The 16,081-nt window shown below is 42.2% G+C and carries 14 protein-coding genes and 1 pseudogene; 8 read left to right on the forward strand and 7 right to left on the reverse strand.

Going from position 1 to position 16,081, the window contains the following annotated elements; genetic code table 11:
- The first annotated feature begins 100 nt into the window (after positions 1-100).
- From H6G79_RS04225 to H6G79_RS04240, 4 genes and pseudogenes are all read left to right on the forward strand, one after another.
- The gene (locus H6G79_RS04225; RefSeq protein WP_190590665.1) at positions 101-2,212 is read left to right on the forward strand and encodes a TIGR00300 family protein; all 2,112 of its coding nucleotides are present in this window, start codon (positions 101-103) and stop codon (positions 2,210-2,212) included.
- A gap of 32 nt (positions 2,213-2,244) precedes the next feature.
- Complete coding sequence (locus H6G79_RS04230; protein ID WP_190590666.1) at positions 2,245-2,748, forward strand: DUF2085 domain-containing protein; 504 nt, start codon at positions 2,245-2,247, stop codon at positions 2,746-2,748.
- A gap of 63 nt (positions 2,749-2,811) precedes the next feature.
- Positions 2,812-2,964: a XisH family protein gene (locus tag H6G79_RS04235; protein ID WP_242048195.1), complete on the forward strand. Its 153-nt coding sequence runs from the start codon at positions 2,812-2,814 to the stop codon at positions 2,962-2,964.
- Positions 2,965-2,976: 12 nt separating this feature from the next.
- Positions 2,977-3,090, forward strand: a pseudogene (locus tag H6G79_RS04240) (IS5/IS1182 family transposase); the annotation flags it as partial.
- Positions 3,091-3,260: 170 nt separating this feature from the next.
- Here the strand turns inward: H6G79_RS04240 and H6G79_RS04245 are convergent.
- From H6G79_RS04245 to H6G79_RS04260, 4 genes are all read right to left on the reverse strand, one after another.
- Complete coding sequence (locus tag H6G79_RS04245; RefSeq protein ID WP_190590667.1) at positions 3,261-3,707, reverse strand: SRPBCC family protein; 447 nt, start codon at positions 3,705-3,707, stop codon at positions 3,261-3,263.
- Positions 3,708-3,731: 24 nt separating this feature from the next.
- Complete coding sequence (zds, locus tag H6G79_RS04250; RefSeq protein WP_190590668.1) at positions 3,732-5,171, reverse strand: 9,9'-di-cis-zeta-carotene desaturase; 1,440 nt, start codon at positions 5,169-5,171, stop codon at positions 3,732-3,734.
- A 335-nt stretch (positions 5,172-5,506) separates the two neighbouring features.
- Positions 5,507-5,680 carry a hypothetical protein gene (locus tag H6G79_RS04255; protein ID WP_015115823.1) on the reverse strand — a complete coding sequence of 58 codons (174 nt, stop codon included), beginning with the start codon at positions 5,678-5,680 and terminating at the stop codon, positions 5,507-5,509.
- 1,666 nt (positions 5,681-7,346) lie between these two features.
- Positions 7,347-8,981 carry a DUF6930 domain-containing protein gene (locus tag H6G79_RS04260; protein WP_190590669.1) on the reverse strand — a complete coding sequence of 545 codons (1,635 nt, stop codon included), beginning with the start codon at positions 8,979-8,981 and terminating at the stop codon, positions 7,347-7,349.
- 318 nt (positions 8,982-9,299) lie between these two features.
- Between H6G79_RS04260 and H6G79_RS04265 the strand changes: the two genes are divergently transcribed.
- The 3 genes from H6G79_RS04265 (at position 9,300) to H6G79_RS04275 (ending at position 10,546) form a co-directional block, all read left to right on the forward strand.
- Positions 9,300-9,656, forward strand: coding sequence for an iron-sulfur cluster assembly accessory protein (locus H6G79_RS04265; protein ID WP_190590670.1), 357 nt, complete (start codon positions 9,300-9,302; stop codon positions 9,654-9,656).
- Between the two features lie 73 nt (positions 9,657-9,729).
- Positions 9,730-10,152, forward strand: a complete 423-nt coding sequence (locus H6G79_RS04270; RefSeq protein WP_190590671.1) for a hypothetical protein — start codon at positions 9,730-9,732, stop codon at positions 10,150-10,152.
- Positions 10,153-10,303: 151 nt separating this feature from the next.
- Positions 10,304-10,546, forward strand: coding sequence for a hypothetical protein (locus H6G79_RS04275; protein WP_062297575.1), 243 nt, complete (start codon positions 10,304-10,306; stop codon positions 10,544-10,546).
- Between the two features lie 54 nt (positions 10,547-10,600).
- Here the strand turns inward: H6G79_RS04275 and H6G79_RS04280 are convergent, their stop codons facing one another.
- The gene (locus tag H6G79_RS04280) at positions 10,601-11,518 is read right to left on the reverse strand and encodes a TIGR01777 family oxidoreductase (RefSeq protein ID WP_190590672.1); all 918 of its coding nucleotides are present in this window, start codon (positions 11,516-11,518) and stop codon (positions 10,601-10,603) included.
- A gap of 281 nt (positions 11,519-11,799) precedes the next feature.
- Here H6G79_RS04280 and H6G79_RS04285 point away from each other — a divergent pair, with 281 nt between their 5' ends.
- Positions 11,800-12,147, forward strand: a complete 348-nt coding sequence (locus H6G79_RS04285) for a hypothetical protein (RefSeq protein WP_190590725.1) — start codon at positions 11,800-11,802, stop codon at positions 12,145-12,147.
- Positions 12,148-12,442: 295 nt separating this feature from the next.
- Here H6G79_RS04285 and H6G79_RS04290 read toward each other — a convergent pair whose 3' ends face one another.
- Positions 12,443-12,952: an FHA domain-containing protein gene (locus H6G79_RS04290; protein WP_190590673.1), complete on the reverse strand. Its 510-nt coding sequence runs from the start codon at positions 12,950-12,952 to the stop codon at positions 12,443-12,445.
- A gap of 533 nt (positions 12,953-13,485) precedes the next feature.
- On the reverse strand, positions 13,486-15,981 hold the full coding sequence (locus tag H6G79_RS04295) for a cation-translocating P-type ATPase (protein WP_190590674.1): 2,496 nt from the start codon (positions 15,979-15,981) through the stop codon (positions 13,486-13,488).
- Between the last annotated feature and the right edge of the window lie 100 nt (positions 15,982-16,081).

Genomic DNA, 16,081 nt, shown 5'->3' on the forward strand with positions numbered 1-16,081 from the left:
TTTGTAAATCCTTCAACTATCTCAAGGTAGAGGTTTGGTAGCGGATTTGACACTATACCCAAATTAGGTTTGTAGCATCTATAACGCTAGTAAGATTTTTATGAATTCCCGGATTCGCTTTTTAATGTGTCCTCCTGACCACTATGATGTAGATTATGTGATTAATCCTTGGATGGAAGGGAATATTCACAAATCCTCACGCGATCGCGCTGTTGAACAGTGGCAGGGTTTATATCAAATTCTCAAAGAACATGCCATTGTAGATTTAGTTACACCGCAAAAAGGCTGGCCTGATTTAGTTTTTACCGCCAACGCCGGTTTAGTTCTGGGGGAAAACGTCGTTCTCAGCCGCTTTTTACACAAAGAACGCCAGGGAGAAGAACCATATTTCAAACAATGGTTTGAAGAAAATGGTTATAAAGTATATGAACTGCCCAAAGATTTACCATTTGAAGGTGCGGGTGATGCACTTCTAGACAGAGAAGGGCGTTGGTTATGGGCGGGATATGGTTTCCGTTCTGAATTAGATTCGCACCCATATCTGGCCAAGTGGCTGGATATTGAAGTGTTATCTCTGCGTTTAATTGATGACAGGTTCTATCACTTAGATACTTGTTTTTGTCCGTTAGCAAATGGCTATTTACTGTATTATCCCGGCGCGTTTGATTCTTACTCCAACCGCTTAATTGAAATGCGCGTCGCCGCAGAAAAGCGCATAGCCATCGCTGAAGCTGATGCTGTCAACTTCGCTTGCAATGCAGTGAATGTTGAGAGTATCGTGATTATGAATAAAGCCAGCGATGCTTTAAAATCTCGGTTGGCAGAAGTTGGTTTTCGAGTCCTGGAAACACCCCTCACCGAATTTCTCAAAGCTGGTGGTGCAGCTAAATGTCTCACTTTACGGGTGACAGAACCAGTCCGCGACGAAGTTCATGCCAATGTTTCTGTCGAAAGTCGGATTATTCGTTTAGAAGGACATTTGCTAGATTCTGGTTTAATTAACCGCGCCTTAGATTTGATTGTTGATACAGGTGGAAGCTTCCAAGTATTGAATTTCAACTTGGGAGAACAGCGCCAAAGTACATCGGCGGCTGAAGTCAAGGTATCAGCGCCATCTCACGAGGTGATGGAAGAAATTATCTCCCTGTTAATTGATTTGGGTGCGGTAGACTTACCCCAAGATGAACGGGATGCGAAACTGGAACCTGTGATTATGGCTGGTGTCGCGCCTGATGATTTCTACGTCAGCACAATTTATCCCACAGAGGTGCGGATCAATGGGCAATGGGTGAAGGTAGAAAATCAACGGATGGACGGTGCGATCGCCATTACTCAAAGTGCCAATGGTATAGTAGCAAGATGTAAAATTCTGCGGGATTTGGAAGTTGGGGAACAGGTAGTTGTCGATGTACTTGGTATCCGCACCATCCGCAAAACAGAATCGCGCGAACAACGCAACGCCCAAGAATTCAGCTTTATGTCCGCCGGGGTTTCCAGTGAACGCCGCGTAGAATTAGTGGTGGAACAAGTCGCTTGGGAATTACGTAAAATCCGTGATGCTGGTGGTAAAGTAGTTGTCACGGCTGGCCCTGTGGTGATTCACACTGGCGGTGGTGAACATCTTTCTCGCTTGATTCGAGAAGGTTATGTGCAGGCTTTACTGGGCGGAAATGCGATCGCTGTTCACGACATCGAGCAGAATATTATGGGAACATCTCTCGGTGTAGATATGAAGCGGGGTGTTGCAGTCCGGGGTGGACATCGCCATCACCTGAAGGTAATTAATAGCGTTCGTCGTCATGGCAGCATTGCCAAGGCTGTAGAGGCGGGGGCAATTAATAGTGGTGTGATGTATGAATGCGTCCGCAATAATGTACCGTTTGTCTTGGCTGGTTCTATTCGGGATGACGGGCCTTTACCTGATACCCAAATGGATTTAATCAAAGCGCAGGAAGAATATGCCCAAAATTTAGAAGGCGCAGAGATGATTTTAATGTTGTCATCAATGCTGCACTCCATTGGTGTGGGGAATATGACCCCATCTGGTGTGAAAATGGTTTGTGTGGATATTAACCCGGCTGTGGTGACTAAATTGAGCGATCGCGGTTCGATTGAATCGGTGGGTGTTGTGACAGATGTGGGATTATTCCTCAGTTTGTTAATCCAGCAGCTTGATAAGTTGACAAGTCCCTACGTTTCTAAGGTAGGTTAGTCAACAGACTACACTAGACGCACACAAAGGAAATGGTAAGAGTAGCTTTAACAAGAGAGTTGCAGATTAACTGGGTTAGTTTCATCGCTGACTTTATGTTGGTAGGAATGGTTTTCGGCCCTCCCATTGCTCCTTTTTTGGCTGCGTCTGGATTATGGTTACTTGGGGGTATTGCGAACATCATTTATTTCATGGGAAATCATGTGTGTCCGCAACCAGAAATGGGCTTAGATTTAGCACCCCCATTTATCATGGCTGTTTGTATGCGCTGTTATGGTACGGTTACAGGTTTGTTAATTACTCGGCTGCTGTATGCTGTGACTGGTGGTAAAGGTTTTTACTGGTTAAGTCAATACGGCTGGAATGGTGCTGCTTTCGCCAGTGTGTTGATGATGGCTTACCCGTTGGAATTAGCAGCACAAATTTTTGACTTGTGGGATTTTAATAATTATCTGGTTACGCCCTTTGGGTTAATTACAGGTTTGGCTTGGGGGCTGTTTACAATGCCGATTTTGCATAATGGGCAACGTGATTGAATACTGTATGAAGTAATAAAGGTGGGTAAAATCTACATATAAAGGCTAACTTATACTTAAACTATGCCTAAGTTAGATATTATTCACAATGCAGTAAAAAATGCACTGATAAAAGATGGCTGGGCAATTACACATGACCCTTATGTAATTCAGTATCGAAGAACAACATTATACGCTGATCTGGGTACTGATCGGGCGATCACAGCTCAGAGCTAATTACTTTATTGATGGCTCAACCGATTTCGGCGCTTGAGTAAAGATTATGAGGTTTATTCCGACGTGAGTGCAGCGATGATTTATGGTTCTTTGCTTCGTCTCATGGTTAGGCGATTAGCTATTTAATATTTACTTTACGAATCAGCTCTTATCCTGTGTTTATGCAATATTTTACAGAAAATAGGCGATCGCCTGCATACACAGCATAAGAGTAGGCTGAGTGCGATCGCATTAGAAGATTTTTCTATCCTCATAGTGAAAAAAAGCAGGATATTAAGGGCTATTCCTGCTTTCTACTATGATTTTGCTTGAACATTTAAAGCATATTCTTTAAATCTTTCTAAATCAGCCTGAATTGTTGATTCGACAACCCTGCCTAAAAACAGGTTATCCATAATTTTGCCAATAATGCCAGGGATAGCATAGGACACAGTTAGCTTGACAATACTACTAGTGTGGCGATCGTAAAACCGAATCGCTCCCTGATTTGGCAAACCATCAATTGATTTCCACTGGATAATCTGGTTAGGGATAATTTTGAGAATCTGAGATTTCCAGGTAAATTCTAAACCGCCAGTGTTGAGTTTCCAAATAGATATTTCTGGATCATCAGGCGGTATTTTGACCGAATCAATCCATTTCATCCATCGGGGCATTTGTTCTAAATCAGACCACAGACTCCACACTAAATCAATGGGAGCCTCTACTTCTACCTGTACACTATGCTCTAGCCAATCTGACATTCTTTGTTGTTCCTCTGGGGTGCGCTACTGCTTGATTGTCTCTAAAATCGCTTTTGCTGCCCGTCTTCCAGAAATTGTTGCTCCTTCCATACTATCGATATAATCTTGCTGGGTATAGCTACCTGCTAGGAAGAAATTAGGAATGGGAGTTTTTTGGTTGGGGCGGTATAAATCCATCCCTGGGGCTTCTCGATAAAGAGATTGGGCAAGTTTCACAACACCATACCAAGTCATGTTGAGTTCCCGCGATGAGGGGAAAAGTTCATGTACTTGCTTGAGGACGTGCTGGGCGATCGCTTCGTTACTTTCCTTAATAAATGGATCTCCCGGTGTGAGTACTAGTTGCAGTAACGAACCTTGTCCTGGGCGATAGTAATCACTAGGACTAGTCAACGCCAAGTCAGCAAAACAAGAAAAGTCTGCATCAGCAGTATACAGCAAGTTATCTATGCCTGCGGCATGGTTGAGTTGTTGACGTTTCTCAGCATCTTGCAATTCTGTCACCCAACCATCAAAACGCAACTGGACTGTAGCTACAGGTACTGCATCTAATTTATAAATATTGTCAAATTCCGACCATTTTCGCCAATCTGCGGGTAATATTCGCTGAATGCCTGGAATATCACAGGCGCAGACATAAGCATCTGCGGTGATGGTTTCTGTGGTATCACCTTGAGCTACGACTATCCCAGTAACGTGGGTTTGTCCATCTGCTTCGGCAAATTGAATTTCTCGGACTTGGCGACGAGTATAAACTTTCGTGCCTCTGGCTGCCAAATATTCCAGAATTGGTTTATGTAAATACCCTTCCGGGGAACCTTCCAACATCCGCAACACAGAAGCTTCGCTTCTGACTGCGAAAAACTGGAAGATAGTTAACATACAACGGGCAGAAATATTTTCACAGTCAATGAATCCCAACGCATAAGCGATGGGATTCCACATCCGTTTAATGCTACCTTCACTACCACCGTGACGACGAAACCAATCAGCAAAGCTAATTTTATCTAGGTTGCGGATGGTTTTCATTGCCCCGTCAAAGTCTACTAATCCTCTGACAATGGGACTGGTACCAAGGGCGATCGCATTTTGTAACTTATCTTGTAAAGATAGTTGGGAAGTTGTGAAAAATGCTTTCAAGCCATTAAAAGGCGCACCTGTGAAAAAACGAAAATCTAATGCACCGGTGCGTCCGCCCTTATTAATAAAAGTATGGGTGTGTTCTTTCAGGCGTAAATGTGACAACGCACCCACTTTTTCCATTAACTCAAACAATTGATAGTAGCAGCCAAAAAAGACGTGCAAACCCATTTCTACATGGTTGCCATCGCCATCTACCCAACTGCCGACTTTACCACCAACAAACGGACGGGACTCAAAAATCTGGACTTCACAGCCAGCATCGGCTAAATCTACTGCGGTTGCTAGTCCAGCCAATCCCGCACCTACAATTGCAACGCGCATTCCGTTCTACCTCTTCAGTTTCTTTACAAATTGTAACTGGGTTGGTGTCGGAATTTGCCACTAGCATCAAGCCGATTTGCGAGGTTTCACACTCGCTGAGTTAGAAATTAGTTGTCAGAGATTGATCAGGAGTCCACCAGTATGTAGATGCACTATGGGGTTCAACCCAGGAGTAATAAAAGCTATTTTATTACTTGATTTAATTCCTGATTACTAAATTTACTTCCTGCAAAATGCTTGTGTGGGGTTACACAAACAGAAGTAAAGGTGGACTGAAAAAGCATAATAGATATTTCTAGTCAAAGTAGTGACTATTCTAGGATGCTTTTTCTTTTCTATTTTGCTTCCTTGTTGTCATCAGATGTTGGTAATCCTCGAATCAGTTCTCGAATTACATCTGTTGCAGGTCTACCTGTCTGCTGACAATATTTTTCTAGCTTTTCTGCTTCCTGTGTTGCTAGATTCACAGTTATACGTTTAACGGCCCATTTTTTATTAGTCATTATCATGCTATCTGCTGTATGTTAACACCATCAAAACAACAAAAGACTCCAGATAAGGAGGTATAAGATTATCAGAGTTTGTGTCAAGAAACAAGCAATGCTACAGACACAAAAATCATCATTTTGTCAAATTATTCATCATTTTTGTGGAAGATAATCAGAACGGGATCACTATTGTGGCAGGAAAAGTCCTTGGTGTACATTCATGAGTTGTAACAATTGCACTAATGATGTTTTCAAGACAACCTGACATGAAATTTCATCAATTAATTTGAGATACCTAAGCTTCACTCAATTGAGATTACCGATATTTTTATTCAGAAAAAGTATTTCAACTTTTCTGCTGCATCACCTCATTTGTCAACAACGTTAGACGCTAATACATCTACTAGTTATTTAGGTGTGTATATTTGACTGGTAATTACCCAATAGTAAGCACCTACAAAGGTTCACTCCCAATATTCACCAGTTTTTATCTGAATTTAGGCATGATTTTTTGGTACTCATTGGGTGAATATATCAACAAATTATGGTTGATGATTTCAGCAATCATTGACTGACTCTTTTATCTCAAATGGGTAAAAATGAGATTTGATTAATTACTATTTTTAGTAGTAATACAGTGATGTTTGAGTTGATTACAAATTCTGTGCTGAAGTTTTCGTAAATTTTGCAATTATAGTTTTGTTCTGCACACATCACTATTTTCGTTTCATGATTTGATCAACTATGACAAGTCTCTAATTGATGAAACGAATTTTAGTCAGTCTGTCGTACAAACTTAGGAATAAATCTCAATTTGCTTTGGAAAAATTTTAATTCTTTTTTAGCTTCCCTCCTTGGAAATTCCAGTCCAAAATTATTTAATCAGCACTCACCTCATAAGGGAATAGTTGCTTGATTTTTAGTGTTAAGGCTATTATAACCATGATTTTTCGGCTTTAAATAATCTTCATTTAGTACTTGATTAGCAGGTTTATCGAACTTTATAAAAAAAATATAAAGGATAAAATGTCTGAAATAAAGTTTTCAGTAATTACTGAGAAAAATAACCTTGATGATTATCAAGAAGCCTCAGAATTTCAACATTTTAGGATAAAGTTCAAATAGTTATTTAACTTCCTCATTAAGATGTTCAAAAAATGATCACTGGAATAGTTATCATAATTTAGTGAAAAAATTACCGAAAATTTCCAGCATATCTATGCTTCATGAACTTTGCATAAAGTAATTTAGCCAAGCCCTAAATATTGATGGGCAGAATAATCTAAAAACACAAGCAAATCTGCTTTGTATTTGTCTTCACTAGCCAACTAAACAAATCCTGAAATTTTGGGATTTTGGGGGAAGATAAGGGAAAAGAGGCAAGAGGGAACACTGATCCTGCTGGAGACGCTACGCGAATGACAAGCTATACCAAGTTGCAATCAAAGACATTAATTTGAGCTGGGAGTGGGGAGTAGGAATACTATTTCTGAACGCAACCTATACCAAATTGAAGAATGATTGCGACAAATGAATTGCCCAAAAGCTTACCAGTAAAGCCTGTCTCAATCCAAAATCTAAAATCTAACATGGTATTGGTATAAGGATTTTAGACACATACACCCCTATACCCTCGCCAAAACCCTTGATTTTTCGTTTTTATGCGTAAGTTCTCATGTTGATGAAATTACAGTTGTGGCATAAGTTGTAAAGTGCCAAGACCCAAATCTTTGGGTGAAAGCGATCGCGCTTCAAACAAAGCCACCATATCGCGCAGTTGAGGATTACCGCGAGCTGCGCCGGTTAATCCTTTGGCAATAATTAAACCGCAGTAACCTTTGGTGTTCTTACACCTCTGATTCCATTTTTTGCGAGCTTCGACATGGATGGGATCATCATCTAAAAATTCGCCGAATAAAAACAATTCACCATTTTGAGTTTGCAGCAAACCCAAGTCGTAGCGATCGCCATCAAACGGATCAGCGCCAGGATTAAAGCAGATGGCTTTGAGTCCACCAGCCGCTTCTATATTTTCAATTACCGTCTTGGCTTTGGGGCGGGAAGTTTGAATCAAGATTACAGGTAATCCATCACCTACCTGTTTAATTTCCCCTGCTGGATGATAAGTTACACCTTTGCGGAGATATTCCAACATTTCCCAAGACACCACACCCAAGCTGAGAAAAGAATCTTCAGGAATTAAGTCATCGCGTAAAGACCGGAAAATCGGGGAATCTGATGTGTCTATTTCCGATTCATCTGTACCAAAGCCAGCCATTTCCTCTAACTCAGCAGCCAATTTTGGCATCGAAGCAACCTTCACTGGAACCGATTTAGTTGCGCCCTCGGCTTCGGGAAGAGAAATTCGATAGCGATGGCTGAGTTCCGGGAAGATGTCATCAGATAACTGACGACGATGGTCACGAATAAAACGACATAAACTTTCTAAAGCAACATAAACTACTAGCGCCTCTTCGTCATATAAAACAGAACGCAGTCCTTCTAAGGGGTGAATGTTGCCAAAAGTCGGGGCGATTTCTGATAACTCCATCTCGGCTAAATCGTCTGTTTCATCTTCATCCTCGTCATCCGCATCGAGGCTTTCAAAAGTGAGAAATAGACAATCTTGCTTGAGAAAAGCTTCTTCTAAATGTCCTTGGGAATCTTCATGTTGCAAAACTGCGGCCCGAAAACGTTGCAGGGATTCTTCCGAGCGATAAAACAAAATGCCGTACTCCATCCCCAACATTCCCATGACTGAGGCATAAAGTTTCCCGACATCCCATTTATTAATTTCGATGGAGATAATTTGCTGTTCTTCCAAAAATTCCCAAGGGGCTGCTTGCCAAAGGGCAAAAGCCTTTTCTTGCAAAGCTTGGGCATACTGTGGCGGTAAATCTGGAATTTGGCTATCAACAATTTCTGCAAAGCCGCGAAATAATTCATCAATTAAGGGTAAGTCTGGGGCGTAGTCAATCACAATATCTAAATCTTGCAGCACGCCACGCAGGTAAAATTGAATTTCTCGGTCTTTGACTACAATTTTTTGGGGTCTGGCAGGTTTAGCCGGACTGTGGGGATGCTCCATTGCCCGCATCAGGGTGCGAACAATTGCTTCTGGGCCTGTTTCGGGAGGTACTACATCCATGCCACGAACAACACCTTGTGAGCCATCAACCCAAAGAATACAATCACCATTGGCCGATGAGTCGGAATGCGGGATTGGTGACGATGACAATGGACGGCGATCGCCCTCCCATACAGAAGGAATTTGGGGTAATTTATTCAACCGACGATTGGTAGAGCGATTAAAACTTGTCATAGAGTCAGTTCATCAAAGGAAGCAATTTGTATATCAACTGTTGGGGATGGCTAACCTGGAAAGAAATTTTCCGGGCTGTACCTGGAGAGGAATGGCGACTCAGGTTGCCACAAGGCTGAAATTCTGAAAATACCGAATGTTTAAATACACCGAGTCTCTCAATTCTAGAATAAAAAGCTTTGCCTGCTTTTGACGGAGTGTTTACAATTGGCAATTTCTGGCCTCAATGTCGCTAGAATATATACACAAATTACCCATCAACCCAGCAGCAATTACAAGTTTGTATAAAGTTACTAGTTATTAAGGAGTTAACAAAATATGACACAAGCAACCCAACCTCAACAACGTGGCATTTTATTAAGCGAAGCAGCTTTGCGCCAAGTCAAACTCCTGCAAGCGCAACAAGGTCAAGATTTATGCCTGCGGGTAGGAGTGCGACAAGGGGGATGCTCCGGGATGTCTTATATGATGGACTTTGAAGACAAGAGCAAGATCACCCCCCAGGATGACGTTTTTGACTATGACGGCTTTCAAATTGTTTGCGATCGCAAAAGTCTGTTGTATTTGTATGGCTTGATGCTTGACTATAGCAATGCAATGATTGGCGGCGGTTTTCAGTTCACTAACCCTAACGCTAGTCAAACCTGTGGTTGTGGTAAGTCATTTGGTGTGTAGTAAGATTGTCATTTGTCATTTGTTCTTTATATTGACTAATGACTCTTGACCAATGACTATTGACTCTTGACTAATGACTAACACCGTTGAATCCTTGTTTGATGAAGGTTTGGAACGTTATAAAGCTGGCGAATCAGTGGATGCTTTGATCCCTGTGTTTAAGGAGGTATGCGATCGCGCTCCCAAAACCGCCGCCGCTTGGATTTGTCTAGCATGGTTATATATGTTAGACAACAAGTCCAACTTAGCTTATAAGGCTGCACAAAAAGCTGTCAAGCTAAGTCCCCAAGACCCACAAGCCAGAGTTAATTTAGCTATAGCAATGCTAGAAACTGGTCAAAAAGGGTTACGCCAACACATTGATGTTGTACAACAGTTATTCTTGGTAAACCCAGAATGGCGCGATGAAATTAACGGTAGTATTGAAGACGGTCTGAGTCGAAAACCAGACTGGGAAAGTCTCAGAAAAGTTAAGAAGTGGTTATTTGAAGAGTAGAGGTGAGAGGATAGAGGTTAGCGGCTAGGGGCTAGAGGTGAAAGTAACATCCTTAGTGAGCGTCACTTTGTCATAGCTAATTTATATTGCTTAATTTTTATATTCCTAACCTCTAGCCCCTAGCCCTAGCCCCTAGTCTCAAATTGTCGATATGAAAGATAAACTACTAAATTGGCTGAACTTGATTTTGGTAGCCGATGTGTTCTTGGTGTTATTTGGCTTTGGTTGGTTTGCGATCGCAGTTTTTGGTGATGCTGCGGGCATAAATTTGGGTCTTGATTTATGGCACAAGCTTTGGCAACCATTATTTAACCCCGCTATTGGCATCCTGATGGGGGGTGCAATTTTAAGCGGAATTATCAGTTGGGTATCTCGGAAATTTCTCACTGATTAGTTATTTGTCAATAGTCAATAGTCCAGTTTTTTGACTATTGACTATTGACTTTTATTATAAAATTTGCTTCAAAGCTGGTTGTAAATTGGGATATTGATAGGTGAAACCTGATTCTAAAGTGCGCTTTGGCAGAACCTGTTGACCTTCTAAAACGACAATTGCGCCGTCTCCCAGTAAAGCTTCAATGGCAAAAGCCGGAACAGGCAACCAAGAAGGACGATTTAAGACTGTTCCGACAGTTTGAGCCAGATCATTCATCCGTACCGGATTTGGAGCAGTGGCATTATATACTCCTTCCATATCTGACTTGCTTAAAGCTTGCAAAATTAAGTTCACTACATCGTCAATATGAATCCACGAAAACCATTGGCGACCACTACCAATTGGCCCTCCAGCAAACATCTGAAAAGGTGGAATCATTTTGGCTAAAGCTCCACCCTTACCAAGAACAATCCCAAAACGCAGAATTACCAGTCGCACACCCGCATCTTTAACCTTTGTGGCTTCTGCTTCCCAGGCTTGGCAGACTTGAGCCAAAAAATCATTACCCGATACACTGGCTTCATCAAAAGTAGCGGTTTCACTTGTACCGTAGAAACCAATAGCAGAAGTGTTAACTAATACTCTGGGTTTGGAGTTAGCTTTAGCTATGGCTTCAACTATTTTCTGAGTACCTAGCTGACGACTATTGAGGATTTCTTGCTTACGTTCTGCTGTCCAGCGTCCCTCACCAATAGGTTCGCCTGCCAGATTCACGACAGCTTCGCAACCACTAACGGCATCTTGCCAAGTACCTGATGTTGTTGGTGTGTATGTAATAATTTCTACACTAGGAAAATTGACGGCTGGAAACACCTTTTGAGCAAAACCAGCATTACGTGTTAATACCAATACTTGATGACCTTCGGTTTGCAGTCTTTCTACTAAACGACTCCCGACTAATCCTGTTGCTCCTGTAATTGCTACTTTCATTCTGCACCTCCCCAAAGCCTTATACAATTTTGGATTTTAGATTGAAAATTGCTGTCTCAATCTATGTTCGGCCAATCCATTTCCCGCCATTCTCTAGAAAATTGGACTTATTTTAAAGTTTTTTATCAAATTTTCAAGATGTGTTTCTCTGGTAAGTTAGGGAAAAGCACTGAATTTCAGCCAATTTGCCAGTACCTTTATGTAATCAATCTGTAATGTATTGCCGTTTGGCGGCTTTGGTATTATACGATGGACGGAGTGTTGCAATGCTTGGGGCTATTATGGCTCGCTATACCTGTTCATTTACAATTGGTCTTTCGATTGACCGTCTTCAGCCATTATTGTTAGAACTTCTCCAAGGCTGCGATTTGGAAATTCAGTATTACAAGTCAGATTACATTCTGGCTCGTGAAATTCCTGGTAATGTTTTCTTTTCTAAATCGGTCAAAGTTGAAGTATTCATTGACAGATCAAGCGCCACTGAAACAGAATCCCGGATGAGTGTCATTGTGAAAAATGAAGAATTGCCCATTTACTTGGAGAATCACTGCCAAAAAATGTTTGAATTTGTCAAACAGGAAATTGAACAAAGTCGCCATTGGCATTTAATTCAAAGTCTCGCTGGTTAATTACAGCAGATTTCAAGTGAGTGAAATACATCATTTAGTTGTTAAAGCTAAATAGATAGCCTATTCTCATTGTGAATTCTGCTGTAAGTGGAAGGCTACTAGTACAGGTCGGCTTAAATAAACAGACCACACTTCGGCTGCGCTCAGTACAAGTACGCTCAGTGACCATAAGAAATTGCTAAAAGGCTTGTGGTATAGTTATTATTTCTTTTTCCTTTTGCCTTATTGTACTAGGCTAACTGCGACAAATTGAGCTGGTGTAAAACAGGCGAACTATCCGCAAATTAGCTGATTTTTATTTTTGCACATCTTCTGGATCGTCGGTCATACCAGGGTTAATTAGAGTGATATCGTACTCACTGGAATCAGTTTGTCCTGAACGTTGAGTATTTCTCAAGAGATAATAAATGGCGCGTACTTGAGGGCCAAAAACAATTTCATCTTCATTTTTTAAATCGTGGGCTGGCATTTTGCGCCCATTAATCATCAGTCCATTGGCACTAGGTCTACCTTTGGCATCACCATCTACAATTCGATAGTAATCTGTTTGATTGTTTTTTCCTCTTGGCAATCTGACTAAGGTAGCATGATGGCGAGAGACAAACTGAGAGAATAAACGGATGTTGCAATCACGGTCTCGACCAATAGAGTAAACAGGATTTTCGAGAGAAAATTCCTTACGACCTTGATCATCTTCAAGAATCAGTAGATGGCTTTCATGAGTTTCTGGTGCCATTGATATATCGTGATCACTATCAACAGAATTTTGATTAATTAATGTTGGTCTATTATTATTTACTACCATTCTTGCTTACTACAGTCTGTGGTGATAACTCTGACAAACTTGAAAGCTGTTCTGACTCAGAAGAGTAGAACATTAAGGTTCTACTCTGTAAAACCATTTCACTTAAAAAGTGATACAGATACAAAAGCCGCGCCTCGACTTCTCCTGACGGAGACGCTGCGCGAACGCTCGGCGAACAGAAGGAGAGGTGCAGATAAAGTGATTTGTATCAGTAATTTCGTGAATTGGTATAAGATGTTTTACACCTAACTAACAATTCAGTTTAACCTGTGTTGAGAAAACTGGCATTCAGTTTGCATTCTCAGAAAATACTGAGTCACCGAAGTTTGCTCAACGCGGGGAACCCGCGCACGCAACTTCTCGCTGAGTGCTGAGTAAAAATACTAATAGGACTTACACAGTCAAACGAAAAATCAAAGGTGTAGAGAAGGGTGTGAAGGTATATGAGTATATATATCCAAAAACCTTACACCCTCAAACCCTTTCACCCCCACACCCAGTCTCCACAGACAATCTTTGTGCATAAGTCCTAACTAAGCTGATTGCCTGTGAGTTAGTCTTCGTAAGAATATGGAGTTAGTCACAACACTGACTGAACTAAAGGCCATGAGTGCGGCGGCGTTTGATGGACTGAGGACGAAACCCATACTAGGTAATAAAACACCAGCTGCTAAAGGAATCCCCAAGGTATTGTATGCAAAAGCCCAAAATAAATTTTGGCGGATTTTGTTGAATGTGGCACGACTGAGGCTAATGGATTCTACAACGTCACTTAAGCGATCGCGCATCAAGATAATTTCCGCAGTTTCCATTGCTACATCTGTGCCTGAGTGTAAGGCAATCCCGACATCGGCTTGAGATAAAGCGGGTGCATCATTAATGCCATCTCCCACCATCGCTACAATTGAGTGCCGAGTGTTGAGTGCTGAGTGCTGAGTCACCGAAGTTTGCTCAACGGGGGGAACCCCCGCACGCAACTTCTCGCTGAGTGCTGAGTGTTGGGTTTCAGTTTGTAGAGATTTAATTAGTTCGGCTTTTTTACTGGGTGGGACTCCGGCGACGATATCAGCATGATCTAATCCTAGTTGTTTACCGATCGCATTGGCGGCTTCTTGGCGATCGCCACTAAGTAACATTACCCTTAAACCCTTATGCTGCAATTTTTGTACTGTGGTTTTGGCATCAGGTCGTAAGGTATCTTGAATGGCGATGAGTCCCACTAAACTACCCCCAACAGCAACACATACAACTGTTTTGCCTGCTGTCGCCAGTCTTTGAATTTCGTATTGGGCAATTTCACTAACCACAACTCCATGCCAACTTAACCAATCTTGATTGCCTAACAGCACTATTGTTTCTTCTACTACCGCAGACACTCCTAACCCTGGTTCGGTATGGAAATCAACGGCATTGGGAATAGTTAATTGCTGACGTTGTACTTCTTGTTGAATGGCTTTAGCTAAGGGGTGATAAGTGCCACTTTCTACTGCTGCGGCTAGTTGCATGAGGGAGTAGGAAGTAGAGAGTGGGGAGTGGGCTAGTTCTAGGCAATCAGTAACAGTAGGATTACCAGTGGTGAGTGTGCCTGTTTTATCAAAAACGACTGTATTTAGTTTGTGGACTTTTTCTAAAACGTCACCGCCTTTGATTAATAAACCGCGTTCTGCGCCTATACCAGTGCCGACGAGAATGGCTGTGGGTGTGGCTAGACCTAAAGCACAGGGACAAGCAACTACCATCACGGCGATCGCTAGTTTTAAGCTAGTTAAGAGTGCTGAGTGCTGAGTGCTGAGTGCTGAGTTTGTATTGTGGGCGGTGTGACTCATCATTTCCATACCACTGGAGATGATGATATCAGGCCAAATGTTTGTGCCAAAAAAGTACCAAAAGACAAAGGTGAATACAGAAGCGGTCAACACGCCGTAGGTGAAGTATCCAGCGACTTTATCGGCTAATTTTTGTACAGGTGCTTTGCGGGTTTGGGCTGCTTCTACTAGGGCGACAATTTGCGCCAAGGTGGTATCGTTGCCTGTACGGGTTGCTTGAATTGCGATCGCACCTGATTGGTTGATTGTGCCGGCAGTAACTAGATCACCTGCTTGTTTACTTACAGGTACAGCTTCGCCCGTTAACATCGACTCATCTATGGTTGTCTGCCCAAAGCGCACTTCACCGTCTACGGGAATTTTATCTCCAGGTAATACCTGCAACCATTCACCCACCCGCACTTGTTCGGCGGGGATTTCGATACTGTTAGCCGCAATTCCCAATTTTTCTGGGTCTGGGTTGGGAATTAACCTGGCTACCTGTGGTTGGAGTGCGAGTAATTGCCGAAAGGCGTTAGCCGCCCTACCTCTGGCTTGTCTTTCTAAGGTTCTGCCCAAAAGGATAAAGCCTAACATCATCACTGGTTCATCAAAGAAGCACTCCCAACCCATTTGGGGAAACAACAGCGCCACTAAACTCGCAGTGTAAGCGGTGATTGTTCCCAAACCGATTAAGGTGTTCATATTGGGAGAATTGCGCCGCCAACCCAGCCAGCCATCAACAATAATAGGACGGCCAGGAAATAACAGTGCTACTGTTGCGAGTCCACAATGAAACCAGATGTTGTCTAATATTGGCCAAGTTATGCCAAAGAAACTGCTCAGATGCCCAATTCCCGACAACACCAGTAATATAGCAGCGATCGCTAATTGTCGGAATGCTGCACGCATTTCTTGGTGCTGTCTGTTGGCAGAATCTTCTAAAGCAGCTTGTTGGCTAGATTTGCGGGGTTGAGTTGGAAATCCAGCAGTAGTTAATCGCTTTGCCAGTGCATCTGCATCTACCGCCCCAACTTCTGACTCTACGACTGCAACTTCTGTCGCCAAATTGACGCAAGCAGTTTTGACCCCCGGATATTGAGTTAGCTGACGTTCTACAGCACTTACACACCCAGCACACTTCATCCCTCCCACATCCAGAATAATTGTCTCGGAAGCGGGGGCTAGTTCTGGGTCAAGGTTCGTTTTCGACACAAGTTGCATGGCAAGTTTTTAGATTCACTACGAACATCTAACGCCTGATTATAAGCGTCTCTATTTCGAGCGTAGGCGAAATTTGGAACTATGACTGAATATCAATAAC

The sequence above is a fragment of the Anabaena sp. FACHB-83 genome (assembly GCF_014697485.1).
In the GTDB taxonomy this organism is placed as follows: Bacteria; Cyanobacteriota; Cyanobacteriia; order Cyanobacteriales; family Nostocaceae; genus Nostoc_B.